The organism is Alishewanella agri BL06, assembly GCF_000272005.1.
GTDB classification, from domain to species: Bacteria; Pseudomonadota; Gammaproteobacteria; order Enterobacterales; family Alteromonadaceae; genus Alishewanella; species Alishewanella agri.
Map to the genome: position 1 here is coordinate 412,821 of NZ_AKKU01000026.1, position 23,323 is coordinate 436,143.

Consider the following 23,323-nt stretch of genomic DNA (forward strand, 5'->3'; position numbering starts at 1 on the left):
TTTATCGTTGGTGCTACACCTTGTTATAAGGTATTGCAACATATACCGGCCGGGCGTGTTTTGTCCAGTCTGCTGTTAGGCGGCTCAGATAGAAGTGATGAGTAAAGTCAGCCCGGCCAGCAGAAACAGCTGGATATAGAGCTGGTAGTCGAGCAACTGCAGTAGGCGGCTAACATCTGCGGCTGTTGGTTCATAATGCTGCTGTATGCGGTGACGACGTACGGTACCGTGACCGTATTGTGCCGGCCCTCCGAGGCTGACTCTCAGGGTATGACTTAGCCATCGTAATAACTGATGCTTGGCATAGTTAAAAGGCTCGCCATCGGCTCGAATCGTGGCTGCTGTTGCCCGGCGTAGCCCTTGCAGCCAGAACAAGGCCGCACCAAGCAAATAAGCCGGAGCATTAAAAAAGGCGGCTAAGCGCGCAGCCGCCTGACCAAAATGCTGGTTAGGCGGCAGTTTTGTTGACCATTGCTGGCTGGCAACCTGGCTCAACCGGCAAACCAATACCCCTGGCGCGCCAGCCAGCAGATACCAGAAGATGATCGAGGTGAATTGCTGCTGAAACCGCATGGCTAACGACTCTAGCAAGGCCTTAGCCAGCCCCATCGCAGACAATGCCTGAGTATCGCGCAGCAACACTAACTGTGCCTGACTGCGTGCCAGACTTAATTGTTGTTTATGCAGGCTATGGCTGACTTTTTGTGCCAGCTTGCGACAGGCTGGCCAGCTGAAACAGCACAGGATCACAATCGCATCCAGTAACAGTGGCCAGGCAGACATCAGGTAAAGCCCGTACCAGCAGCACAATGGCAGTGCCAGTACCAACAGTAAGGCCAGTAAACCGGATAGTCTTTGTTGCTTGGCTGGGCGGCTGAGGTCCGGGTGAACCTTCAGCGCCAGTTTACGACAAAATGCCGCAAAGAAACTCAGCGGATGATATGCCAAAGGCCAGGGCAGCAATAAACCTGTGACTAACGAAGCCAGTGCCAAAGCCGCGGGATATAGCAGATATTCTGCCATCGCGGCTTACAGAGTCAAATCGCCAATGGCTGTCAGCAACTCTTGCACCATCGCAGAGCTGTTACGTGATGCCACCTCCAGGTAAGCCTCAAAGGATTCTGGTGATTCTTTGCCGGCGATGTCGCTAAGACTGCGGATCACCACAAAAGGCGTGTGCAACATATAGCAGCTTTGCGCAATAGCGGCACCCTCCATTTCTACGGCCAGCATGGCCGGAAATTGGCTGCGGGTTTTGGCAATCCGCTCCGGATCACACATAAAGCTGTCGCCGGTTGCGATTAAGCCTTTCTTGGTTTTACAAAATCCCAGCGCAGCGATACTTTGCTCGGCTGCTCTTACCAAAGCCGGATGAGCGAGAAAGGCGGGAGGCATTTGTGGTACCTGGCCCATTTCATAACCAAAGGCGGTGACGTCAACGTCGTGGTGTCTGACCTCAGTACTGATTACCACATCACCGACACTCAGTTCCGGATCGAAACCGCCGGCAGAGCCGGTATTGATGATGCAGTCTGGTTTAAATTGACAAATCATCAGAGTCGTTGCCACGGCCGCAGCAACTTTACCAATGCCTGATTGCACCAGCACAACCTGTTTCCCAGCCAGTTCGCCCAGCAAGAAGGTATAACCGCCCAGCTGTTCAGTGCGGCCATTGCTGATTTGTTGTTTTAAAAGAGCAACTTCTGGTTCCATTGCTCCGATAATACCGATTAATTGCATCAGTAAATCCAGTTCGATTGAAAAGCCGCATTGTATACCCAAACAGGGCGCCGATGCGAGCTGAAGCCAGCTGGCAGGCACAAAAAAACGGGGCCTTTCGACCCCGGTAGCAAGAATTTTACTGATGTAGCTGAATGGTTTCAGCGGCTTTACCTGAGGTTAAACGCCCGGTCTGATAATCGCGGATTGCCTGTTCGATTTCGCCAACCGTATTCATCACAAAGGGACCGTATTGTACTACCGGCTCGCCGATGGGTTTAGCAGCGAGCAAGAGCACCCGGCTGGCAGTAATAGCGGTTAACTCAACTGTACCACTGGTTTCCAATATAGCGGCGTGATGTTCTTTTACCTTGCTGCCCGCTACGCTAATCTCTCCGGCGAAGGGATAAAGTAACGCATTATGTCCGTCGGGTACCGGAATGCTCAGGCTTTTACCGGCTTCCAGCGTTAAATCGAAATACAGTGGCGCAGTGCTTAACCCCTGAATAGGGCCAGCCCATTGCTGCGCTGCTTGTTGTAACACGCCGGCGATAACTTTTGCGCTGATGCCTGGGGCAAGCTCTGCCACAGGGATCTGTTCGGGTGCGATATCGACATAGGCGGCCTCTTTCATTTTCTCTGCCGCTGGCAAGTTTAGCCAAAGTTGAAAACCGCGCATCAGGCCGGATTCCTGTTGTGGCATTTCGGAGTGAATAATACCGCGCCCTGCCGTCATCCACTGTACGCCGCCACTTTTCAGGTGACCTTTGTTACCCAGATGATCCTCATGCAGCATATGGCCATCCAACATATAAGTCACCGTTTCAAAACCACGATGCGGGTGGGCCGGAAAACCGGCGATATAGTCATTTGCTTGTTCAGAGCCGAAACAGTCCAGCATCAAAAAAGGATCAAGCCGCAGTTGCTGGCTTTGACCCAAGCTACGTTTAATCTTTACGCCGGCACCGTCAGATACCGTCGCGGCGGCAATAAGTTGTTTAATTTTACGCATGGCATACTCCGGTCTAGGTCAGTCTTGTTATTTAAACCGATATTGATTCGAATGATAAGCGCAAAACTTGGCCTGATAAGTTCAATTTTATCGAATATTAGGGCGAGCTGGCATGATTCAGAGTTGGTTCAGCCATCGGGTTTAAACTTGTGCCGCGAGTTGCAGCAGGCCAGCTGCGTTGAACAAGGAGTAAGATTATGAATAAATTACTGATCGCCGTCGCCACAGCACTGACGGTTGCGAGCTTACCGGCGACCGCAGATATTCGTTGGAACTATATTGGCGCAGGCTATACTGATGCTGCCGGCGATGGTCCTTATATTGAGGGCTCGGTGCAAATTGCGCCGGCCTGGGTGTTGCGGGCGGATTATAGCCGGCAATCGGTGGGACGTTTCGATTTTAACGTGATCGATGTAGGAGTCCGCTATTTAACGGGCTTTAAGCTCGACTTTTCGCCACAAAGCCAAACCTACCTGTTAGCGGGCCTGGATTCATACTCGGGCGATGCTGATGAAACGGGCGCCTATTTTGGTGCCGGTGTTAAGCATGCGTTAAGCCCGCAAGCCGAACTGTTTACGGAAGCAAGCTATCATACGATTGCTGATAATTATAGCAGTCTGGCTGGTGGTATCGCTTTCTATCTCAGTCCGGATTGGGCAGTGCGTAGTAGTTTGGCGTTAAACAGTGGCGACACGAAGAACGAATTCCGCTTTGGTGTTTCTTACCAGTTTTAGACCCTTGCAACGCAAAACTGACGCTCGCCCCAGTTAGGCGTCAGTTTTTGTTACATTTTTATTCAACAACAGTTGCGGCAAGGCATTGCAGTTGCTCGCTCAGGCTTCTAAGATACGCATTCTGCCACTCATGTTGGGGGTTTGTTAATGCTGGATGATTTTTTTATTCAAATAAGTACCGAGCCGGATAGCCTGAGCTTTGCGCAAACTATCGCTGTCATTGATCAGCACTACGATTTTACGCCGGTAGCATTTCAAAATGGTGAACTGCAAAACCAGGCAGGTGAAAATACCGGTTCCTGCAAAATTCTGGCTTTTGCCCAATTACATCAGTTATCAGAAGCCCAAACACTGCAACTTTTCGGCGAGTACTATCGCCAGGTGATGGATACGCCCAGCGGCACCGATCATCAGAATATCCGCAATTTCCAGCGCAGTGGCTGGGACGGGGTAAAGTTTAACGCTGCAGCACTGCACCTGAAAAATAATTAATTTTTAATCTGAGTGGCGAAGTGTTAACTGCTTGCTAAGCTGAAATAAGACTCAGTAGCAAGCAGGAAGCCTATGCGTATTAACCAACCCGTTACCCAGCAAGAACGCACCTTTAGCCCCGATGTTAAATTAATCTCTACCACCGATTTACGCGGCATTATTCAGCATTGCAATGATGATTTTGTGAAGATCAGTGGCTTCACCCGTGATGAGCTGATCGGTCAACCCCATAATATCGTGCGGCACCCGGATATGCCGCCGCTGGCATATAAGATTATGTGGGAGCACTTGAAGGCGGGGCGTCCGTGGATGGGGTTGGTAAAAAATCGCAGTAAAAATGGCGATTATTATTGGGTTGATGCCTATGTCACGCCGGTAACTGAACATGGCAAGGTAATTGGTTATGAATCGGTTCGTTCCTGCCCCAGCCGGCAAAATGTGGAACGGGCCGATAAGCTTTACCAAGCCATTAACGCCGGCAAATATACCAGCCGTCACTGGCACTTTAATGCTGAAAAAGCCTTTTTACTGCTTGCCGCACTGGCTCTGGTGCTGGGTTACTGGCTGCTGCCCCCGAGCGCTCTCTGTGCGTTGTTGTTACTACTATTAATCAGCCAGATCGTACTAGCCCACTTTAGCCGCAAAAGTACGCTGCATAGTTTAGAAGTCTTATTGAAGAATGCCTTTAAACATGAATTGGCGGTGTTAACCTTTACTGATGATGAGCTGGATCTCGGGGCGTTGAAAGTCAGTATTATGAGTTCGGAAGCGCATCTTGGCGCAGTATTAACACGGATTGAAGATGCAGCTAAAGCCGTTTCTCAGCAAGCAGAGCTGGGGCAGCAGCAAGCGAATGCCAGCCGGCAAAAAATTCATCTGCAGCAGCAAGAAACAGATCAAACCGCCGCCGCGATGCATCAAATGACCACCACTATTAATGAAGTCTCTGGCCATGTGCAGGAAACGGCGGGCCGGGCAGAGCACGCTAACGAACTGGCCGTATTGGGGCGGGATGCCGCTCGGACGACCCGAAAAGCGATCGAGGCGTTGCGGCAAACGGTTGCCGAGATCGCGAATTCGGTAACAGAGGTGTCTGAGCAAACACAGAAAATAGCCACGGTAGCGCAGATGATTGAACAAATTGCCGAGCAAACCAATTTGTTGGCACTAAATGCCGCTATTGAAGCGGCACGCGCAGGAGAGCAAGGCCGCGGCTTTGCCGTAGTAGCGGATGAAGTGCGTAACTTAGCTCAACGCACTCAAGGTTCTACTAAAGAAATTCATACGATTATCCACGAGCTGGGAAGTCGGGCACAGCATGCGGTTAAAGTGGCGGCGGCGGGGACAGAGGGCGCCGAAAGCGGTTTGCAACAAGTGCGGCAAACTGCCGAGATGTTAAACGGTATATCGGAAGCGGTGGAAGCTATTACGCAAATGGCGTTACAGATGGCGACGGCGGTAGAGCAGCAAGCCCATGTTGCTGAAAGTGTAAATCAGCAGGTGGTCAATATTGCGGATTTATCGACGCAAAGTTTGCATCAAGCCGATGCATCGGCAGCAACTACCCAACAAATGCAACGTATTGCACATGAGCTGCATGAGTTAGTCGTAAGATTTAAACGGCAATAACAAAAGGGCGGCAGCAATAACCTGAGCTATTGCTGCCGACACCAGCCGGTGATTACACCGTGATATTAATGTTCTGGCCAATATTCCCCACCGGCTGTGCCGCTGAGGTTTGCTCTACAGTTTGCATAGCACTTTGTACCAACATGTTGGTCATTTGTGCTTGCTGATTCTGTTGTTTCTTGGCCATAACAGCGCCCAATACTTCGAAAGCCTGGGCAGACGCCAGAGCGCCAACGGATTGACTCATTTTTCCTCCTGTTAGCAACACGTCATCAGCTTATCGGCCTCAGCGACAATAACTTTAGCGAAAAAACACTATTTAAGCTTTCAGGAAAGGGTGAATGCCGCCTGTTGCAGCAGGCGGCATTCGATCTTAGCGCGGAGTGACTCATTTCTCCTGTGCGTTAAGAAGCCTGGATCAGTGCGGTCGATTGCGCTCTGATTTGGGAGTGAGACAAGGCCGGAGTTGGCAAACGGTTAACCGGCGCTGGCATTGTTGTTTTGCTTAGTTGTGGCTTTAGCGAACGAATCGGCCGGGTCGGGCCTTTTTTCACTAAGCCTTTTAACATCGGTTCGGCTTTTGGTGCTGGCTTACCTAACTTAGCCGCCAGCGCTGCTTGTAAATCCGTCACAGTATAGCCGGCTTTAATCGCAATTCGCAGATAAGGAATGCCGGCTGTCTCCAGGGCACCACTGACGAACCAGTCCGGCACAGCTTTATGCCCTTCGCGGTGTTTGGCATTGACTAAATCGATTACGGCTATGGCTTTCATCGTTTCAGGCTCACAAAGCAAAAAGTCCAGATATTTGGCATTCAGCTTGAGCAGGATACTGCGTCTGGCTTTCTCTGTTGCGCTATCCCGCACATCTAACACATCAGCCAGTTTGACCCGGTTAATAATTTTGTAATCGGATGCTACGGCTTTCTCTAGTAAGCTTAAAAATGAACGTTCAACCGGGCTAAATAAGGCCGCTTTGGGCGCAACCTGAAAGGGGTTGCTATTGTCAATAAAACGGCTGGCGACCAGGGCAACCAGCACCACCAGCAAAACTAATAACAGCATGACAAATTCCATGCATCCTCCGACGAAAAATTGACAAGACCACTAAGGTAGTAATTTCTAAGCATAAGCTGTGCCACAATTATGGTTGCTTCCGCTATTTTGATATTTTCTGTAAGAATGCTTGTCATAGTCGCCATTAATGGCTTTTATGAAGAAATCCGGCTTATAGTAACTTCATCTGAAACAGTACAGAGGCAGCAACATGACAACAGCGATTACCCGTGGCGGTTTAACCATTAAAGCGCCGATCAGCGATGCCTATCAGCAAATCCTGACTGAACCGGCCTGTCAATTTGTCAGCGAGCTGGTACAGCTATTCCGGCCCCGGTTAAAAGCCCTGTTAGCAGCTCGGGCAGAGCGGCAGGCGCAATTTGATGCCGGTGCCTTACCTGATTTTCTGCCTGAGACCCAAGCCATCCGCGACGGCGCCTGGCAGGTCGCGCCTCTACCAGCCGATTTGCTGGATCGCCGGGTGGAAATTACCGGTCCGGTCGATCGCAAGATGATCATCAACGCCCTGAATGCCGATGTCAAAGTCTTTATGGCGGACTTTGAGGACTCGCAAACGCCGAGCTGGGATGGTGTGATTGAAGGTCAGATCAACCTGCGCGATGCTAACCTTGGCACTATCAGCTATACCGATCCACAAAGAGGTAAACACTATGCGTTAAAAGACAAGCCGGCGTTGTTAATTGCCCGGGTCCGCGGTTTGCACTTATGGGAAAAGCATATTGAGCTGGATGGTGAGCAAATTCCGGGCAGCATTTTGGATTTTGCGCTGTATTTTTACCATAACTATCAGACCCGCCTGGCGAAAGGTACTGGCGTGTACTATTACCTGCCGAAATTACAAAGCCATCTGGAAGCGAAATGGTGGGATGATATCTTCCATTTTACCGAGCGTAAGTTCGCTGTGGCGACTGGTACCATCCGCGCCACTATCCTGATCGAAACCTTGCCAGCCGTATTCGAGATGGACGAGATCCTGTATATGATGAAAGACCATATCGCCGCACTGAACTGTGGGCGTTGGGATTACATTTTTAGCTACATCAAGACCTTAAATAACCATCCGGATCGGGTATTACCAGATCGGCAGGTCGTGACCATGAATAAGCCGTTTTTAAGTGCTTACTCGCGACTGCTGATCAAAACCTGTCATAAGCGCGGTGCGCTGGCGATGGGCGGTATGGCAGCCTTTATTCCGGCTAAGGATCCGGCGGCTAATGCTGCGATTTTAGAGCGTGTGACAGCCGATAAAACGCTGGAAGCCAGTAATGGCCATGACGGTACCTGGGTTGCTCATCCGGGGCTGGCTGCTACCGCCAATGCAGTTTTTGACCAGGTGTTAACTGGCGGCAAAACCAATCAACTGCATGTGCTACGCGAGCAGGATGCGCCAGTCACAGCCGCTGAGTTATTGGCGCCTTGTGATGGTGAACGCACCGAGCAGGGGATGCGCACCAATATCCGTGTGGCGCTGCAATATCTTGCCGCCTGGATCAGCGGCAAGGGTTGTGTGCCGATCTATGGTTTGATGGAGGATGCTGCGACGGCGGAGATTTCCAGAACCTCGATCTGGCAGTGGATCAAACATGGTAAGCAGCTGAGTAATGGTCAGCTGGTCACCAAAGCATTTTTTGCTACCTTACTGGAGCAAGAAGCCGAAGTAGTGTTCGCCGAGGTCGGCGCCGAGGTCTGGCATAGCCAGAATTTTGAGCGCGCCAAAGCCTTATTGCTGGACATTACCACAGCAGATGAACTGGTGGACTTCCTGACCCTGCCAGCTTATCAACTGCTGGATTGATGTAACAAGACCTGAAAAAACCTGATGTGCAAGGCGCCCCTGTGGCGCCTTTTTCGATTTTATGTCTAATCCAGTTCAGGTCAGTTCAGTTCATCTGCCGTTTCGGTGATCAGGCGGCGAAACCAGATATGGCTGGCATCCTGATGCAGCAGAGGGCTCCAGATCATTTTCAGTTCAATTGACGGAATGGCAAAAGGTGGATCCATAATCGCCATCGTCGGATCTTTTTCGTATAAACGGGCGGCGCGGCTGGGCAGCGTCGCAATCAGGTCAATACCTACCGCCAGATGCATCGCCACATGGTAGTTACGGGTAAAGACGGTGATATTGCGTTGTTTGCCCAGTTTGGCCAGGGCTTCGTCTACCCAGCCGAGCTTTTGCACATCTTTCGGATCCATACCGACGCCGACACCAAAGCCGGTTTTACTGACCCAAATATGCTGCGCTTTCAGATAGCTATCCAGATTAAAGTGCGAGAGAACCGGGTTTTGCCGGTTTAGCAGGCAGGAAAAACTATCGCGCCAGACGGTTTTCTGATGAAACGACTGCGGTAATTGATCAAAGCGGTTAATCGCCATATCGACCTTGCCATTTTCCACATCATGAAAGGTCACATCGGACGGGGTCATAATATCCAGACTGGTATAGGGCGCCTGTACCCGCAATTTTTTTAATAGCGCTGGGATCAGCGTCGAGGCCGCATAATCGCTGGCCATGATCCGGAACACGCGCCGGCTTTGTGACGGCTCAAAATCTTTGTTCGGTTGTAAGGTTTCTTCCAGGGTTAGCAAAACACCGCGTACCACAGGGGCTAATTCGCGGGCCCGCTCGGTGGGCACCATCCCCTCAGATGTGCGCACCAGGATCGGATCGTTGAGTAAATCCCGCAGTCGTTTTAAGCCGTTACTCATCGCCGGCTGGGTGATATTCAGCTGGTTGGCGGCACGGGTCACATTCTTCTCCCGCAGCAGCACATCCAGGTAAACCAGCAGGTTGAGGTCCATTTTATTGATATTCATATCTGAAATGCTCAGCTGTCAGTACATTATTGCGCTGAATCATAGCATTGCTGCAAAGCGAACCCAATAGCCGCTTTTGTCATTCATCTAAAAAATGATGAGCATCATGAAAATCAGCTTTATGAATTTTTGTTTTGTTAACTATATTGAAAGCACACCACAGCGGTTACAGTTAAAACCAAGAGGAAACTACCATGACAGCTTATCAAGATCAGATCGCCGCGTTAGAGCAAGTTGTTGGCAGCAACCAGGGCTGGAATGCTATCAGTCCTGAGTATGCGGCGCGGATGCGCTTACAAAACCGTTTTAATACCGGTTTAGATATCGCGAAATATACCGCTAAGGTGATGCGCGCCGATATGGCCGCTTATGACGCCGACAGCAGCCAGTACACGCAGTCATTAGGTTGCTGGCATGGCTTTATCGGCCAGCAAAAGCTGATTGCGATTAAAAAGCACTTTGGTACCACCAAGCGTAAATACCTGTATCTGTCTGGCTGGATGATTGCCGCACTGCGCTCTGAGTTTGGCCCACTGCCGGATCAATCTATGCACGAGAAAACCTCAGTGCCGGCATTAATCGCTGAGTTATACACCTTTTTAAAACAAGCCGATGCCCGCGAGCTGGGTGGGCTGTTCCGCGAACTGGATGCAGCCCGAGCTGCCGGAGACAGCGCCAAAGCTGCAGCGGTACAGAGCAAGATTGATAACTTTGAAACCCACGTGGTGCCGATTATTGCCGATATTGATGCTGGCTTTGGTAATGAAGAAGCCACCTACTTACTGGCGAAGAAAATGATTGAAGCCGGTGCCTGTGCGATTCAGATTGAAAACCAGGTCTCGGATGAGAAGCAGTGTGGTCACCAGGATGGTAAGGTCACAGTACCGCATGCTGATTTCCTGGCGAAAATTAACGCCGTGCGTTACGCCTTCCTGGAGCTGGGCGTCGATGATGGCGTTATTGTTGCCCGTACTGACTCTTTAGGTGCGGGTTTAACCAAGCAAATCGCGGTAACCAAAGCGCCGGGCGATTTAGGCGATAAATATAACAGCTTCCTGGATGGCGATTACATTAGCAGTGCCGATGATATTGCCAATGGTGACGTGGTAGTAAAAGCCAATGGTAAGCTGTTAAAGCCTAAGCGTTTAGCCAGTGGTTTGTTCCAGTTCAAACAGGGCAGTGGTGTCGACCGGGTGGTATTGGATTGTATTACCTCATTACAAAACGGTGCTGACTTACTGTGGATTGAGACCGAGAAGCCACATATCGGTCAGATCAAAGAGATGGTTGACCGGATCCGTGAGGTGGTGCCGGGTGCCAAGCTGGTTTATAACAACAGCCCATCCTTTAACTGGACGCTGAATTTCCGCCAGCAAGTATTTGATGCCTGGAAAGCGGCGGGTAAAGATGTGTCTGCTTACGATCGTGCTGCCTTAATGAGCGCCGAGTATGATACGACAGAGCTGGCGCTGGAAGCCGATAAGCGGATTCAGACCTTCCAGGCTGATGCGGCGCGTGAGGCGGGGATTTTCCACCACCTGATCACCCTGCCGACTTATCATACCGCTGCCCTGTCTACTGACAATCTGGCCAAGGAATACTTTGGCGCCGCAGGCATGCTGGGTTATGTGGCTGGCGTGCAGCGCAAGGAAATCCGGCAGGGCATCGCCTGTGTTAAGCATCAGAACATGTCGGGTTCAGATATCGGCGATGATCACAAAGAGTATTTCTCTGGTGAAGCGGCACTGAAAGCCGGTGGTGCTCATAACACCATGAATCAGTTCTAAGTTTTCGCAACGTGGTCAGGTAACTGACAGTTGGGCAGCTTCGGCTGCCCTTTTTTTTGCTAACACCTTTCCTGCCAGGGCCTTTTCGCGTAAGAATAGACTGATTAAGTAATAACTGAATTGATCGGGCGCATCAAAGTGGTTGATGTAATTTGGTGTCTGGTAAGGGCTGTGCTGCAATATTTGATAATCGGAATCCGGCATTTAAACGGAAAATAGCCATGCGGATACTCTTTCTTGTAGCTTTTATACTGTTAGCCGGCTGTCAGCCGGCGCAGCCTCCAGTTAATCTGGCCGGGAATACCTGGCTGGGTTATCAGCCGCTGTATCTGCTGTTGGCGGAGCGGGAATGCCCGGATTGCGTACTGAAGCTTGGCGACAAACACCAGCTCCAGATCACTATGTTGCCCTCGACCACTCAGGTGCTGCGACTCTTTAGTGCTGGTCAGCTGGACGCGGCAATGCTAACCCTGGATGAAGCGCTGACGTTTCAAAGTCAGACGGCAATGAATATATGTATTGCTGCAGTACTCAGTTATTCCAATGGCGCCGACGCTGTGATGGCTCTGCCTGATTTTAACCCGGCACAACCTTTTCGAATTGGTTATGAAGAAACCGCATTGGGTGGCTATATGTTGCGGCGGGTCGTTGAGTTATCTGGTTGGTCCGAATCGCAGTTTGAGCAGCGTTTAATTGTTCCGCGCCGCCATGTTTCTGCTTTATTACAGCGTGAAGTGGATGTGGTTATTACCTACGAGCCCTATGTCAGTCAGCTTAGCAAAGCTGGTGCGCAGCGGTTACTGGATAGCCGGCAACTGCCGGGCGAAATAATTGATATATTGGTAGTGCAAACCGAAGTTTGGCAACGGCAGGCTGCGTTATTTTCAGACTTACTATCTGGCTATTGGTCACAAGGCGTGGCGCGGGTGCAGCAGTTGGATGCCTCAGCACTGACGATACTGGCACAGAACACTGAACTTAGTGCGGAAGAGTTGCAGCAAGCTTTGGCAGGAATGGCGTTCCCGCCTTATCAGCAGGATCGGCAACAACTGGCCGCGCAGTTAGCGCCGGTGATCGCCAGAACCAGCAAGTATTTGCTGCAGAGCGAGCATATTAGCCAAGCCCCAACACTTGAAGTCTGCAGGTGAGCACCGGATGATTGCGCAGTTGTTAAAAACTAATCTTTACAGCATCCGGGTAAGGCTATCCTTGATTCTGTTTGCCGTCTTTGTGTTACTGGCGCTGATCGCTGTTATTGCCATTATCAATGAACAACAACGTCAGGCCCTGCACAGCAGCGAGCAGGAGCTGAGGACTATCGGTAGCTTGAGCCAGGCCTCGTTTAACCGGGCTTTGCGGCTGGAGATGCCAGAAGTGATGGAGGAGTTGAAAACCGAATTGCAAGCACATCGCCGTATTCAGCGGGTATTGCGGGTTTCAGAACAGGGGCAAGTGCTGGGCGCCTATAACAACCGGTACCTGGGGCAGCATGCCAGTACAGTGATTAACCATTTTAATGCTGAGTTATTTACCAGCACTGCGACAAGCGGCTTATTGGCATTTCAGTTTATTCCAGGGCAACAAATTTTTGTGTTGTATCTGCCGTTGTTAGCGCCGGGAGAGGATTATAGCCGACCAGCCCGGCAGATGCTGTTACTGGAATACCGGCATGAAAGTAGTTGGCTGACGGCACTATTAAGTCGTTGGCAAGCTCTGCTGATTGCGTTAATTATTCTATCTGGCACTTCAGCTCTGCTTTGGCGCTATTTGCAGCGGACTCTGGCCGACCCGGTAGCACAATTAGTGCGGGCATTAGCGGAAGTGAGTACTGGTAAGTCACTGCAGTTGCCGCCGGGTGAACGACGTTCCGAAATCGGACAATTAACTCAGGCAATTGAAAGCATGGTCAGGCAACGGCAGGCCGATGAAGCAGAGCTCAGAAAACTCTCTGCAGCGGTCGAGCAAAGCAAAGATGGTATTCTGATCACAAACCAACAACAGCAGATTGTCTATGTTAACGCTTCTTTACTAGAGTTAACCGGGTATGGTCGGGCTGAACTGATAGGTCAAAACCCTGGCATGCTTGGCAGCGGTAAAACTCCCGATACGGTCTACCAGCAAATGTGGCAGGCGCTGAACCAGGATCAGGCCTGGACCGGCGAGTTTATTAACCGGCGCAAAGATGGCTCAGAATATACTGAGCTGCAAACTATTACGCCGCTGAAAGACCGTCATGGCCAGATCAGCCACTATTTAAGTATTAAACGTGATATCTCTGAACAAAAAGCGGCACAGCTGCGGCTAAGTTTTCTGGCGTTCTACGATGTCTTAACCCATTTACCTAACCGGATGTCTTTGCTGGAGCATTTGCGCCAACAGGATACCGGCGTCAGTCTGGTATTTCTGAATATTGATCGGATGAAATTTATCAATGATGCCAGAGGTTTTGAATACGGTAATCAGGTGTTATTGGGCATGGCTAAGCATTTACAGCGCTATAAAGCCTTGTATTTAAGCCATTTGGGAGCCGATAATTTTTGCCTGGTGCTGCCACCAGCAGCCTTTCCTAAACTTGCAGATGCGGAGCGATTGGCAGGCACCTTACTAGCCGAATTACAAAACCCACTTAGTATTGACGGTGAACTCCTGGTGTTGTCGATTAGTATCGGCATTAGCCAGGCTACTGAGCTGATCCCGCCGGAGCAATTGATTCAGCAAGCTGATACTGCGATGCATGTTGCGAAGAATCTGGGGGGGAATCGCTATGCCTGCTACCGGCAAACAGATAGCCAAAGTGCCTTACAAGCCTTCCAAATAGAGAAGGCTTTGCGCCAGGCTCTGGAGAAAGATGAGTTAAAACTCTATTTACAAAGCCAGTGTGATCAACATGGTGTGCTGGCCGGTGCTGAGGCACTGGTGCGTTGGCAGCATCCGGAGCAGGGGCTGATTTCACCGGCACTCTTTATCCCGGTGGCAGAACGATCGGATCTGATTATTGCGCTGGATAATTGGGTTTTGGCGAAAGCCGGTGAACTGCTCGCTAATTGGCGAAGTCAGGGGCTGAGTTATACCTTGTCAGTAAATATCAGCCCGCGTCATGTCCGGCATGCCAGCTTTGTTGAAGATGTAAAGGCAGTGTTGGCACGTTACCAGTTTGTGCCCTCTGCGCTGGTGCTGGAAGTGACAGAAGGGCTGTTAGTCGACGATTTAGAAGGCAGTATCGCGAAAATGCTGCAGTTGACTGCGCTTGGCATCACCTTTGCCATTGATGATTTCGGTACCGGCTACTCATCACTGTCTTATATCCGCAATTTACCGGTACAGGAACTAAAGATTGACCAGAGCTTTATCAAAGGTATTCCGAACCAACAAAATGATGTGGTGATGGTCGAAACCATTATTGCCGTGGCAAGGCAGCTACATTTAAGAGTGGTTGCTGAGGGCGTTGAGACCGCAGATCAAGCGGTATTCTGTCAGCAACAAGGCTTATGGTCGCAAGGTTACTATATCGACAAACCGCTACCGATAGCAGATTGGCAGACGCGTTGGTTAAATCTGCTCAGTAGCCCCGCCAGGCAATGACAAATGCGGCTTACCCTTTAGATAGGCATTGCGAAATACCTGAAAGTACTCCGCTAACTGCTCTGCAGCCGGTTGATCGGCCGCCAGCCGCAGCACTTCAATCGCCACTTCCGCGGTACAAAGTTGATGCAAGTGTGCTGCTTCGCGCAGCAGATAATCACTTTGTTGCGTTGGCTGGATCCCCAGCACCGGCAGTTTAGCCAGATAAGGGCTTTTAAACATTTTCTTCGCCTCGCGCCAGGTGCCATCCAGCATCACAAACAGCGGCGTGCGCCCGGCGCTGGCCTGCTGTAGCGCAGCCGCATCGGCCAGACAACGTTCTGCTTCGGCATATTGGGTTGGAAAAACTACGATGGGCGCATAGCGTGGGTCGGCCAGCAGCGCCAGTAACGCCGGATCCGGCCTGGTGCGATCCCAGACAAAGGCATGGCTATCAGCAGCAATATCGCAGATCAGGCGCCCGGTATTACTTGGCTTATAGCATTCGCCGGTATACATAATAAAGCAAAACGCGGATTTTGCCTGCGGCACTGGGGTGGCTGCACAGATACAGTCAGTTTGGGGCAGCAAACAGTGCTCACAGCGGCGCACCTTGCTACCCCTGGCATTAAAAACGCGGGTGGCTTTTTGCAATTCGCGCTGTCGTAGCGCCAGAATAGCATTGCGATGCATAGGCAGGAGTTCCGGGCGTTGGCTGTTTGGGCGCGTATTCTAGCGGCTTTTATGCTAAGCTGCCGCCACTTTTTTGCTGCTTTGTTGGCTTAAGCCAAACGTCGTGATGTTAATTACTGCCAAACAGCCTTCTGAAATTACCTTGCCGGCGCATAATCAGGGCTGGCCGACGGTACTGGCATTTTTGTGTGCCCATTTTCCGCGCATTCCGGCTGAGAATTGGCAGCAGCGGATCCGCGACGGCAAGGTCTATTGGTATCAGGGTGAGGCGATCACTGAGCAGACGCCGTTTTTGCCCAGTCGCCGGCTCTGTTATTTTCGCGAAGTCGCGGCCGAGCCGAAAATTCCGTTTTTGCATCAGATCCTGTATCAGGATGCGCACCTGCTGGTCGCCGATAAACCGCATTTTTTACCGGTTACGCCGGGCGGAGACTTTGTTAACGAATGCCTGTTGCAGCGGCTGAAAGAGGATACCGGCATCAGCGATTTAGCGCCGCTGCACCGGCTGGATCGCGATACCGCCGGCTTAGTGTTGTTTAGCTGTAATAGCCAAAGCCGGCCATATTATTACCAGTTATTTCAGCAGGGGCAGCTGGCAAAGCGCTATCAGGCCCGGGCCCGCTTAAGCGCCAACCTGCAGCCGCCGCTAAGCTGGCAGTTGAGTAACCGGATTGAAAAAGCCCAGCCGCGATTTATTAATCAGATCGTACCGGGTGAGGCCAATGCGCACTCTATTATCGAGCTGGTCGGCGTTGAGGGGGATATCGGCCAGTTTCAGCTGCAGCCGCTGACGGGGAAAACCCATCAGCTCAGGCTGCATATGCTGAGTCTTGGCATGCCGATCTTAAATGATGCTTACTATCCTGAGTTGTTACCGAAGAATACCAGCGATTTCAGCCGCCCCCTGCAGCTACTCGCGCAGCAGCTGAGTTTTATCGATCCGCTTAGTCAACGTCAGCAGCATTTTGTCTCGCAGCAGAGGTTATTTTAGCCTGGCAGTTGTTCTAGCGTAGCTGTTGTAATAGCCGGTCTAACTGATTAGCAAAGGCCTGACGGTCGGCCTGGCTAAAAGCGGCCGGGCCGCCACTTTGTACCCCACTGGCGCGTAGCGTCTCCATAAAATCCCGCATCGTCAGTTTCTGGCGGATGGTATCGCGATCATAGCGCTCACCGCGCGGATTAATCGCTTCCGCACCCTTGGCCAGCACCTCAGCCGCCAGCGGGATATCACCGGTAATCACCAGATCACCCTGGTGACAACGGCGCACAATCTCATTATCGGCTTCATCAAAACCCTTACTGACGGTCAGGCTGCTGATAAAGGGCGAGGGTGGGGTACGTAGTGGCTGATTTGCTACCAGCACCAGCGGCAGTTGCTTGCGCTCTGCGGCGCGGTACAGGATCTCTTTAATGACGGCCGGGCAGGCATCGGCATCGACCCAGATAGTAAAAGGCATAGCGTCATTCCGGATAAAGGTGACAAAAGCGCATGGCTTGCGGATAAGGGAAAATATCTTCCACCAGGCCCTGGCGGATCCGATACTGCTTTTGTCGCCAGTAGCCGGCATCCAACAGTTCCGGATGTTTACTAAATAACATATCGCGGATCTCGGCACCCGGTGTGACAAAGGTCGCCATCTGCTCCGGAAACACATCACCGGGTGCGGCCCAGCAATTTGCCTCTGCTTCCAGTGCTGCTTCAAAGCTATCGACCTTGGGCAGGCTGCGGAAATTCACATCCAGCAGATATTGCACCTCGTCATAATCATAGAACACCACTCGTTTATGCCGGGTGACACCAAAGTTTTTCAATAGCATATCGCCGGGGAAAATATTGGCAGCAATCATTTCTTTAATGGCGGTGCCGTAGTCATCCATAATGCTGGCTTTATCGGCAGTTGAGGCCTGTTCCAGATAGAGGTTGAGTGGTGTCATCCGCCGTTCAATATACAGATGTTTAATTACCACCAGCTCATCCTCAATTTGCAGCGAACCGGCAATACTGTCCTGTAGCTCCTGCAATAACTCGGGCGTAAAGCGCGCCTTCGGCAAGGCAACATCGGAATATTCCAGCGTATCGGCCATCCGGCCGACCCGGTCATGCTGTTTCACCAGTTGATAGCGGGCCTTTACCGTGGCGCGGTCAAATTGTTTGGTTTCGCTAAAGGTATCGCGAATCACTTTAAACACATAAGGAAAAGAGGGCAGGGTAAACACCATCATCACCATGCCCCGGATCCCTGGCGCGGCAACAAAGCGATCCCTTGAGCGCTCAAGATGGGTCAAAAGTTCGCGATAAAATTCGGTTTTACCCTGTTTATGCAGACCTATGGCGGCATACAGCTCGGCCAGGGTTTTATGCGGCAGCAATTCGCGTAAAAAATGCACCAGTGCCGAGGGGACCGGGCATTGCACCATAAAGTAGGCGCGCGAGAAGCCAAAGATAATACTCATTTGCTCCGGATCGGTAAGCAGCGTATCCAGATACAGACCTTTACCTTCAGCGTGCAGCAACGGAATGATAAACGGTTGCTGGCCTTGCGGTGTCACCACCCGGCCAACCAGATAGGCGGCTTTATTGCGAAAAAACGGGGTGTGCAGAATATCTAACCGCAGCAGATGCACCGGAAAAGCGCCATGACTGGACTGACTGATAAAGCTGCGTAGCACACAGCGGATATCATGTTCCAAGTCGATAAAGGGCGTATTAAAACCAAAGGCGGCAATAATATTGCGGATCGATTGCTTTAAACCATCCTGTGCCGGGAAATAACTTTGGTACACCGAGGCAATAGGTGCCGGCAGGTGTTGCTTATCCAAAGTCGATTCGACAAAGATATTCTGGTTATGAAAGTACTTGCGGGCAAATAACCGGCAAAACACCGAGTTATAGAAGGTTTCTGCCAGTTCTGCCTGCGGGTGAAACAGCAGATACTCCAGATAGTGTTGCTTAACCTGCTGCCACAGCGGTTCATTTAAACATTCGGCGGGTAATTGCTGGCGTAGCAGGCTGATGGTTTCATTAACCCGCAAATCATAAAACTGGATCCGCTCGGAGCTGTCTTGTTGATAGGCCTGCCAGTCGGCTTGCTCAAAGCGCTGCCGGGCACGAGCCGTGACCTGCTGAAATAAGCGAAAGTGTTTGCGAAAGCCTTTTAAAATAATCTCGGCAATTTGCCGTGCCTGGTTAGCGGAAGTTTTTAGTGCCATGTTAGCTGCTACGCTGCATAAGTTTGTTCAGAGTACGGCTTAGTCTGGAGCAACACAACCGATATCCAGACAGAGCTGTTTTGGATCATCGGCTCTGGCTTCCCGGGCGATATAGACCACCCAATATTCCAGATGGGGCGAATGCCATTTATAGTAAAAACCGACGCCAAGGTGATTTTGTTCGGCAAAAAATGCGGTTTCCCCCAACAGATGGCTGCGGTGCCGGCTGGAGCTTTTAAAGGCTTCCCATACTTCTGCTGCCGAGGTGTAACCACCCGCGACGGCTTCGACACTATTGCCGGTAATACTGCTGTAGTAGGGTGGAAGCTGGTACCCCAGCGCTCTGAGACGTTGGTTCGCTCCAATCCCGCCAACGAAATGGTCGACTCTGCCATGTTCTGCCATCTGTTTGGCTTTGTCTGCGGCGGCTTGCGCCAGAATACTATGACAGCTTAGCTGCAGGCGTTGCTGTAACGGATCCTCAATAATCAGACGAGCCAGCTGCTGAGCTCTGGGATCCAGACCACATTCTGCTGAGTACTGTTTTTCCGCAACGTTTTGCGGCTGTCCGTAATGCCGGATATCTGAATAGGGTGCCAGCAACGACAAAATTAGGATAAATATCAAGACTGTATCTTAGTTGCACGTTTTTTACAGCATACCCCTTACATCAGGTTTTGACCAGAACCTATACCAAAACCGTCGCGACGATAGTGATAAACAATAAAAAGGGCCCATCAGGGCCCTTAACTGCGAGAGATGATCGCTAAAGAATTAATTTGGCTGAACTGATTCAGCAACAGACACTGCAGATTGCAATGGCAGATCGGCAGGTTGTACATCTGCGCCATAGTTAAATAGCACCGCCAATACCAGTACGACTGAGGAGGCCAGCATCAGTTTGACCATCAGTGGTAAACAGAAGCGGAACCAGTGGCCGTAAGGGATACCGGCAATACCGATAATGCCCATTAAGATCGCATTGGTTGGGATAATCATATTAGAGAAACCATCACCAAACTGATACGCCAATACGGCTACCTGCCGCGGAATTTCCAGCAAATCACTGAGCGGTACCATTAGTGGCATAGTGACATAGGCCTGACCACTACCAGACGGGATAAAGAAGTTCAGGAAGGTCTGGATAAACAGCATGCCCACCGCTGCCACCTCAGAGCCGACATAAGATAACGGCATTGACATACCATGCACCAGCGAATGCAGGATCTGGCCATCTTCTAAAATCAGTGAAATCCCGCGTGCGACACCGATTAATACCGCGGTGGTGGTGAGCTCCATCGCGCCCTCGATAAATTTTTTCGCAGCGGTATCGGTACTGATATTGCCAACCAATACCACAAATAAGCCCCAGGCGATAAAGGCGGCACCCAGCTCATACAGATACCAGCCATTCATCCGGATATTGTAGGCTACCACACCGATAGTCAGCACAAAGCTGCCCAGGATCAGGCGATGCCGCCAGTTTAAGTTGGGATAATCGACCGCATGCTTATCACCCAGGGGGCAGGGCAGATCTTTTACCATCGATTGGTTGGGGTCTTGCGCGACCTTTTTGGCATAACTCCAGACATGGTGAAAACCAATTAACACAAAAGGCAGAAAAATCGCCGCCCGCAGCTCCCAACCGGATAAAATCGGAATATCGGCGATTTGCTGGGCAATCACCAGCGTAAATGGATTGACCGCAGAAATGCCGTAGCCAATACCATAGCCGGCCACCGTCATACCGACCGCCGTCATCGCATCCAGCCGCATGGCTTTACACAGCGCCACCAGAATTAATACGAAGGGTATATATTCACCGGCGGTACCAATAAAACTGGATGCCATCGCAAAGCAGAAGATCACCATAAAGATCAGCATCTGAGGCCGGGAGCCAAAACGCTCCAGTAAGCGGCCAATCAGCGCATCCACAGTGCCGGTTGCGCGGGCCACTGCCAGCACGCCGCCTAAAATCATCACAAAGAAAATCACATCCTGGGCGGAGGCAAAAGCCCTTGGAATGGCGGTTAATAATTGCCAGGGCGTCAGATAACTGCGTTCTTCAACCAGACTAAAAGTACCCGGCACAACCACAGCCCGGCCGTTGGCCATGGTCTCGGTAGCAAAGAAACCCTGGGGAACTATCCAGGTGGCGATCATCGCAATCACCATCATGCTAAACAGTAGCGTGAGAGTGTGCGGAACTTTAAACTTTCCCATAAATAAACCTTAGCAGCGCGCCGGGGCGCGATAGAGAGTGTTGTTATAGTAATATTGGGCTGAAAGCCAGGTTGTCAGGGCTTAACAGGTTAGCGATACCGCCACTGCTACCGGCCAGCGCGCTGCAAGTCTAACCTATGACGCGCGGTTCGACAAATCAGACAAGGCTGCTGCGCCGAGACGAGCAAAATTCACTCCTCAAACCTCAACACAGCGCTGCGTTATTTACCGTAAGCAGCATACAGCGCGGCGGATACCCCTTGCTGGCAGAGAGTACTTTGGGTAGGCTGACGCCTTTTAAGCGGAGTAGACCCCTTGTTATTTGCTCTGACCGTGCTGCTCAGCGCCAGTCTGGTGTTTTTGGTACAACCTATGCTGGCGCGCCTGCTATTGCCATACTTTGGTGGTGGCGCTCAGATCTGGACCGCCGCATTATTGTTTTTCCAAACGGCGCTGCTTGGCGGCTATTTGTATGCGCACCTGCTAAGCCGCTATGCTAACCTGACGCAGCAGCGTTTCTGGCATAGCGGTTTACTGCTGCTGGCGGTAGCCAGTTTGTTACTGCTGGATGCGAAACCCGATCCGCAAGCTGCACCCTTGTCGGGTATTCTAAGCTATCTTGCACTGGCGATCGGCTTACCCTATCTGCTGTTAAGCGCCACTGCGCCTTTGGTGCAGAACTGGTTTGCCGCCCGTTATCCGCAACAGAGTCCGTACCGGCTTTATGCATTATCGAATCTGGGCTCTTTTGCGGCCTTACTCAGTTATCCGTTTTTAGTCGAGCCCTATCTGGCGCTACCGCAGCAGCAAGCTTACTGGACTGGCGGTTTTATCCTGTTTAGCGGCTGTATCCTGGTGCTGCTGTGGCAGTCACTGGCGCAGAGCAAGCTGCTGCCCGCGGCACCACTGACTTTGCGGCGCGGCCATAGCGGTCGTTATCTGGCGTTATCTGCCGCCGGAGTGGTGCTGTTGTTGGCAGTAACCCAGCAATTAACGCAAAATGTGCCGCCGGTGCCCTTTCTCTGGGTAGTACCGCTGGCACTTTACTTACTCAGTTTTACTCTGGTGTTTAACCGCGATAGCTGGTATCAGCGCGCCATCTGGTTGTATTTATTTGCCATCTGCTTAGTTGTTGCACTACTGCTGTTTTATCTGGGACGGCAGTTTGATTGGCTGTCACAGCTGCTGCTGTATCTGATGTTGCTGTTTAGTGGTTGTATGCTCTGTCATGGCGAGCTGGCACGCAGCAAGCCGTCCCGTGAGCAGTTAACGGCATTCTATCTGTTGTTGGCTGCCGGTGGGGTGCTGGGCGGCCTGTTGGTTAATCTACTGGCGCCGTTGCTGTTTAGTCGTTACTGGGAGTTTCCGCTGGTGCTACTGGCGATCCTCTGGCTGGTGACGCTGCATAATTGGCGCCGGCAGGCGGTGTGGCAGACGGCAACGGCGTTATTGGCAGGTGGGATCTTTATTGGCAGTTTTTTACTGATCGAACAGCAACTGGGGCGCCAGGATATCAGCAGCAGCCGGAATTTTTACGGGAGTCTGATAGTGCGCGATGTCGAGTTAAACGGGCAACGGCAGCGCCAACTGATAGATGGCACCACCAGCCACGGTGCGCAGTATCTGGACGAGCGCAAAGCCATGCAACCGCTGAGTTACTATCGGCCTGGTACTGGGGTCGCATTGGCAATAGCACACTTTTTACCGGCTGATCCGGCACGCAGTAGCAGCCAGCTGAGCCAGCGTCATCTGGGGTTGGTTGGCCTGGGCGCCGGCGCTTTGGCGGCCTATGGCCGCAGCGGCGACCTATTACAGTTTTATGAAATTAATCCGGCGGTGATCGAGGCGGCCCAGCAGCATTTTAGTTATCTGGCGCAGAGCGAGGCTCAGATCCGCTTGCAGCTGGGCGATGCCAGACAGCTGCTGCAGCAGCAACTGGCAGAACAGGGCAGTCAGCAGTTTGATCTGCTGGTGTTAGATGCCTTTAGCAGTGATGCCATTCCGCAGCATCTGTTAACGACTGAGGCGCTGGCATTGTATTGGCAGCACTTGCTGCCGGATGGTGTGCTGGCTGTGCATATTTCGAATAACTATCTGGATCTCAGTAGTGTGTTACGTAATCAGGCTTTGGCGCTGGGGCTGGATGCGGTCTTTATCCCGACGCCAGCCGATGCCGATAATCCGGCGGCGACCGAGTGGGTACTGCTAAGTCGCAATCAGCGTTTTTTACAACAAGACAGCATCCGGCAAGCCAGTCGGCCCTGGCCAAGACCCTTACGACCCGAAGTGCGCTGGACCGATCAACACAGTAACCTGTTTCAAGTGTTGAAGTAGCTGCTGAAGTCGCTGTTGAATGAAGAGAGCGGAGCTAGT

General features: G+C 51.4%; 20 protein-coding genes. 9 read left to right on the forward strand and 11 right to left on the reverse strand.

Annotated elements, in window-relative coordinates:
* Positions 1 to 84: 84 nt before the first annotated feature.
* From AGRI_RS15540 to AGRI_RS15550, 3 genes are all read right to left on the reverse strand, one after another.
* Positions 85 to 1,023 (reverse strand): cobalamin biosynthesis protein CobD/CbiB, encoded by a 939-nt coding sequence (locus AGRI_RS15540; RefSeq protein WP_008985821.1) that lies wholly within the window; start codon positions 1,021 to 1,023, stop codon positions 85 to 87.
* 6 nt (positions 1,024 to 1,029) lie between these two features.
* Complete coding sequence (mtnN, locus tag AGRI_RS15545) at positions 1,030 to 1,740, reverse strand: 5'-methylthioadenosine/S-adenosylhomocysteine nucleosidase (RefSeq protein ID WP_008985822.1); 711 nt, start codon at positions 1,738 to 1,740, stop codon at positions 1,030 to 1,032.
* Between the two features lie 118 nt (positions 1,741 to 1,858).
* On the reverse strand, positions 1,859 to 2,731 hold the full coding sequence (locus AGRI_RS15550) for a pirin family protein (protein ID WP_008985823.1): 873 nt from the start codon (positions 2,729 to 2,731) through the stop codon (positions 1,859 to 1,861).
* Between the two features lie 197 nt (positions 2,732 to 2,928).
* Between AGRI_RS15550 and AGRI_RS15555 the strand changes: the two genes are divergently transcribed.
* The 3 genes from AGRI_RS15555 (at position 2,929) to AGRI_RS15565 (ending at position 5,586) form a co-directional block, all read left to right on the forward strand.
* Positions 2,929 to 3,465, forward strand: coding sequence for a membrane protein (locus AGRI_RS15555; protein WP_008985824.1), 537 nt, complete (start codon positions 2,929 to 2,931; stop codon positions 3,463 to 3,465).
* Between the two features lie 147 nt (positions 3,466 to 3,612).
* Positions 3,613 to 3,957 (forward strand): HopJ type III effector protein, encoded by a 345-nt coding sequence (locus AGRI_RS15560; protein ID WP_008985825.1) that lies wholly within the window; start codon positions 3,613 to 3,615, stop codon positions 3,955 to 3,957.
* A 72-nt stretch (positions 3,958 to 4,029) separates the two neighbouring features.
* Positions 4,030 to 5,586, forward strand: a complete 1,557-nt coding sequence (locus AGRI_RS15565) for a methyl-accepting chemotaxis protein (protein WP_008985826.1) — start codon at positions 4,030 to 4,032, stop codon at positions 5,584 to 5,586.
* A 52-nt stretch (positions 5,587 to 5,638) separates the two neighbouring features.
* Here the strand turns inward: AGRI_RS15565 and AGRI_RS15570 are convergent, their stop codons facing one another.
* Together AGRI_RS15570 and AGRI_RS15575 are read right to left on the reverse strand one after the other, a co-directional pair.
* Positions 5,639 to 5,833 (reverse strand): hypothetical protein, encoded by a 195-nt coding sequence (locus AGRI_RS15570; RefSeq protein WP_008985827.1) that lies wholly within the window; start codon positions 5,831 to 5,833, stop codon positions 5,639 to 5,641.
* 157 nt (positions 5,834 to 5,990) lie between these two features.
* Positions 5,991 to 6,650 (reverse strand): DUF2726 domain-containing protein, encoded by a 660-nt coding sequence (locus tag AGRI_RS15575; RefSeq protein WP_008985828.1) that lies wholly within the window; start codon positions 6,648 to 6,650, stop codon positions 5,991 to 5,993.
* A gap of 202 nt (positions 6,651 to 6,852) precedes the next feature.
* On the opposite strand from AGRI_RS15575, the gene aceB reads away from it, so the two are divergent.
* A complete protein-coding gene (aceB, locus tag AGRI_RS15580; RefSeq protein ID WP_008985829.1) occupies positions 6,853 to 8,457 on the forward strand; it encodes a malate synthase A in 1,605 nt (534 codons plus the stop codon).
* A gap of 80 nt (positions 8,458 to 8,537) precedes the next feature.
* Here aceB and AGRI_RS15585 read toward each other — a convergent pair whose 3' ends face one another.
* Positions 8,538 to 9,476, reverse strand: coding sequence for a LysR family transcriptional regulator (locus AGRI_RS15585; RefSeq protein WP_008608671.1), 939 nt, complete (start codon positions 9,474 to 9,476; stop codon positions 8,538 to 8,540).
* A 194-nt stretch (positions 9,477 to 9,670) separates the two neighbouring features.
* On the opposite strand from AGRI_RS15585, the gene AGRI_RS15590 reads away from it, so the two are divergent.
* The 3 genes from AGRI_RS15590 to AGRI_RS15605 all read left to right on the forward strand — a co-directional run bounded on the left by AGRI_RS15590 (position 9,671) and on the right by AGRI_RS15605 (position 14,845).
* Positions 9,671 to 11,263, forward strand: a complete 1,593-nt coding sequence (locus AGRI_RS15590; RefSeq protein WP_008985830.1) for an isocitrate lyase — start codon at positions 9,671 to 9,673, stop codon at positions 11,261 to 11,263.
* Positions 11,264 to 11,484: 221 nt separating this feature from the next.
* Complete coding sequence (locus tag AGRI_RS15600; RefSeq protein ID WP_008985832.1) at positions 11,485 to 12,411, forward strand: type 2 periplasmic-binding domain-containing protein; 927 nt, start codon at positions 11,485 to 11,487, stop codon at positions 12,409 to 12,411.
* A 7-nt stretch (positions 12,412 to 12,418) separates the two neighbouring features.
* Complete coding sequence (locus tag AGRI_RS15605; RefSeq protein ID WP_008985833.1) at positions 12,419 to 14,845, forward strand: putative bifunctional diguanylate cyclase/phosphodiesterase; 2,427 nt, start codon at positions 12,419 to 12,421, stop codon at positions 14,843 to 14,845.
* On the opposite strand, the gene AGRI_RS15610 is transcribed toward AGRI_RS15605, so the two are convergent.
* Positions 14,813 to 15,517 (reverse strand): tRNA-uridine aminocarboxypropyltransferase, encoded by a 705-nt coding sequence (locus AGRI_RS15610; RefSeq protein WP_008985834.1) that lies wholly within the window; start codon positions 15,515 to 15,517, stop codon positions 14,813 to 14,815. The genes AGRI_RS15605 and AGRI_RS15610 overlap by 33 nt on opposite strands.
* 106 nt (positions 15,518 to 15,623) lie before the next feature.
* On the opposite strand from AGRI_RS15610, the gene AGRI_RS15615 reads away from it, so the two are divergent.
* Positions 15,624 to 16,508, forward strand: a complete 885-nt coding sequence (locus AGRI_RS15615; RefSeq protein ID WP_008985835.1) for a pseudouridine synthase — start codon at positions 15,624 to 15,626, stop codon at positions 16,506 to 16,508.
* A 13-nt stretch (positions 16,509 to 16,521) separates the two neighbouring features.
* Here AGRI_RS15615 and AGRI_RS15620 read toward each other — a convergent pair whose 3' ends face one another.
* The 4 genes from AGRI_RS15620 to AGRI_RS15635 all read right to left on the reverse strand — a co-directional run bounded on the left by AGRI_RS15620 (position 16,522) and on the right by AGRI_RS15635 (position 20,950).
* Positions 16,522 to 16,974 carry a YaiI/YqxD family protein gene (locus AGRI_RS15620; RefSeq protein ID WP_008985836.1) on the reverse strand — a complete coding sequence of 151 codons (453 nt, stop codon included), beginning with the start codon at positions 16,972 to 16,974 and terminating at the stop codon, positions 16,522 to 16,524.
* Positions 16,975 to 16,978: 4 nt separating this feature from the next.
* The gene (aceK, locus tag AGRI_RS15625; protein WP_008985837.1) at positions 16,979 to 18,727 is read right to left on the reverse strand and encodes a bifunctional isocitrate dehydrogenase kinase/phosphatase; all 1,749 of its coding nucleotides are present in this window, start codon (positions 18,725 to 18,727) and stop codon (positions 16,979 to 16,981) included.
* A 39-nt stretch (positions 18,728 to 18,766) separates the two neighbouring features.
* Positions 18,767 to 19,354 carry a CAP domain-containing protein gene (locus tag AGRI_RS15630; RefSeq protein WP_008985838.1) on the reverse strand — a complete coding sequence of 196 codons (588 nt, stop codon included), beginning with the start codon at positions 19,352 to 19,354 and terminating at the stop codon, positions 18,767 to 18,769.
* A gap of 147 nt (positions 19,355 to 19,501) precedes the next feature.
* Positions 19,502 to 20,950 carry a YfcC family protein gene (locus AGRI_RS15635; RefSeq protein WP_008985839.1) on the reverse strand — a complete coding sequence of 483 codons (1,449 nt, stop codon included), beginning with the start codon at positions 20,948 to 20,950 and terminating at the stop codon, positions 19,502 to 19,504.
* 315 nt (positions 20,951 to 21,265) lie between these two features.
* Here AGRI_RS15635 and AGRI_RS15640 point away from each other — a divergent pair, with 315 nt between their 5' ends.
* A complete protein-coding gene (locus AGRI_RS15640; RefSeq protein ID WP_008985840.1) occupies positions 21,266 to 23,284 on the forward strand; it encodes a spermidine synthase in 2,019 nt (672 codons plus the stop codon).
* The last annotated feature ends 39 nt before the right edge of the window (positions 23,285 to 23,323 follow it).

Bases quoted from the DNA above. Each gene is read 5' to 3' on its own strand.
- AGRI_RS15540 (WP_008985821.1), bottom strand. From the start codon at position 1,023: ATGGCAGAATATCTGCTATATCCCGCGGCTTTGGCACTGGCTTCGTTA.
- mtnN (WP_008985822.1), bottom strand. From the start codon at position 1,740: ATGCAATTAATCGGTATTATCGGAGCAATGGAACCAGAAGTTGCTCTT.
- AGRI_RS15550 (WP_008985823.1), bottom strand. From the start codon at position 2,731: ATGCGTAAAATTAAACAACTTATTGCCGCCGCGACGGTATCTGACGGT.
- AGRI_RS15555 (WP_008985824.1), top strand. From the start codon at position 2,929: ATGAATAAATTACTGATCGCCGTCGCCACAGCACTGACGGTTGCGAGC.
- AGRI_RS15560 (WP_008985825.1), top strand. From the start codon at position 3,613: ATGCTGGATGATTTTTTTATTCAAATAAGTACCGAGCCGGATAGCCTG.
- AGRI_RS15565 (WP_008985826.1), top strand. From the start codon at position 4,030: ATGCGTATTAACCAACCCGTTACCCAGCAAGAACGCACCTTTAGCCCC.
- AGRI_RS15570 (WP_008985827.1), bottom strand. From the start codon at position 5,833: ATGAGTCAATCCGTTGGCGCTCTGGCGTCTGCCCAGGCTTTCGAAGTA.
- AGRI_RS15575 (WP_008985828.1), bottom strand. From the start codon at position 6,650: ATGCTGTTATTAGTTTTGCTGGTGGTGCTGGTTGCCCTGGTCGCCAGC.
- aceB (WP_008985829.1), top strand. From the start codon at position 6,853: ATGACAACAGCGATTACCCGTGGCGGTTTAACCATTAAAGCGCCGATC.
- AGRI_RS15585 (WP_008608671.1), bottom strand. From the start codon at position 9,476: ATGAATATCAATAAAATGGACCTCAACCTGCTGGTTTACCTGGATGTG.
- AGRI_RS15590 (WP_008985830.1), top strand. From the start codon at position 9,671: ATGACAGCTTATCAAGATCAGATCGCCGCGTTAGAGCAAGTTGTTGGC.
- AGRI_RS15600 (WP_008985832.1), top strand. From the start codon at position 11,485: ATGCGGATACTCTTTCTTGTAGCTTTTATACTGTTAGCCGGCTGTCAG.
- AGRI_RS15605 (WP_008985833.1), top strand. From the start codon at position 12,419: ATGATTGCGCAGTTGTTAAAAACTAATCTTTACAGCATCCGGGTAAGG.
- AGRI_RS15610 (WP_008985834.1), bottom strand. From the start codon at position 15,517: ATGCATCGCAATGCTATTCTGGCGCTACGACAGCGCGAATTGCAAAAA.
- AGRI_RS15615 (WP_008985835.1), top strand. From the start codon at position 15,624: ATGTTAATTACTGCCAAACAGCCTTCTGAAATTACCTTGCCGGCGCAT.
- AGRI_RS15620 (WP_008985836.1), bottom strand. From the start codon at position 16,974: ATGCCTTTTACTATCTGGGTCGATGCCGATGCCTGCCCGGCCGTCATT.
- aceK (WP_008985837.1), bottom strand. From the start codon at position 18,727: ATGGCACTAAAAACTTCCGCTAACCAGGCACGGCAAATTGCCGAGATT.
- AGRI_RS15635 (WP_008985839.1), bottom strand. From the start codon at position 20,950: ATGGGAAAGTTTAAAGTTCCGCACACTCTCACGCTACTGTTTAGCATG.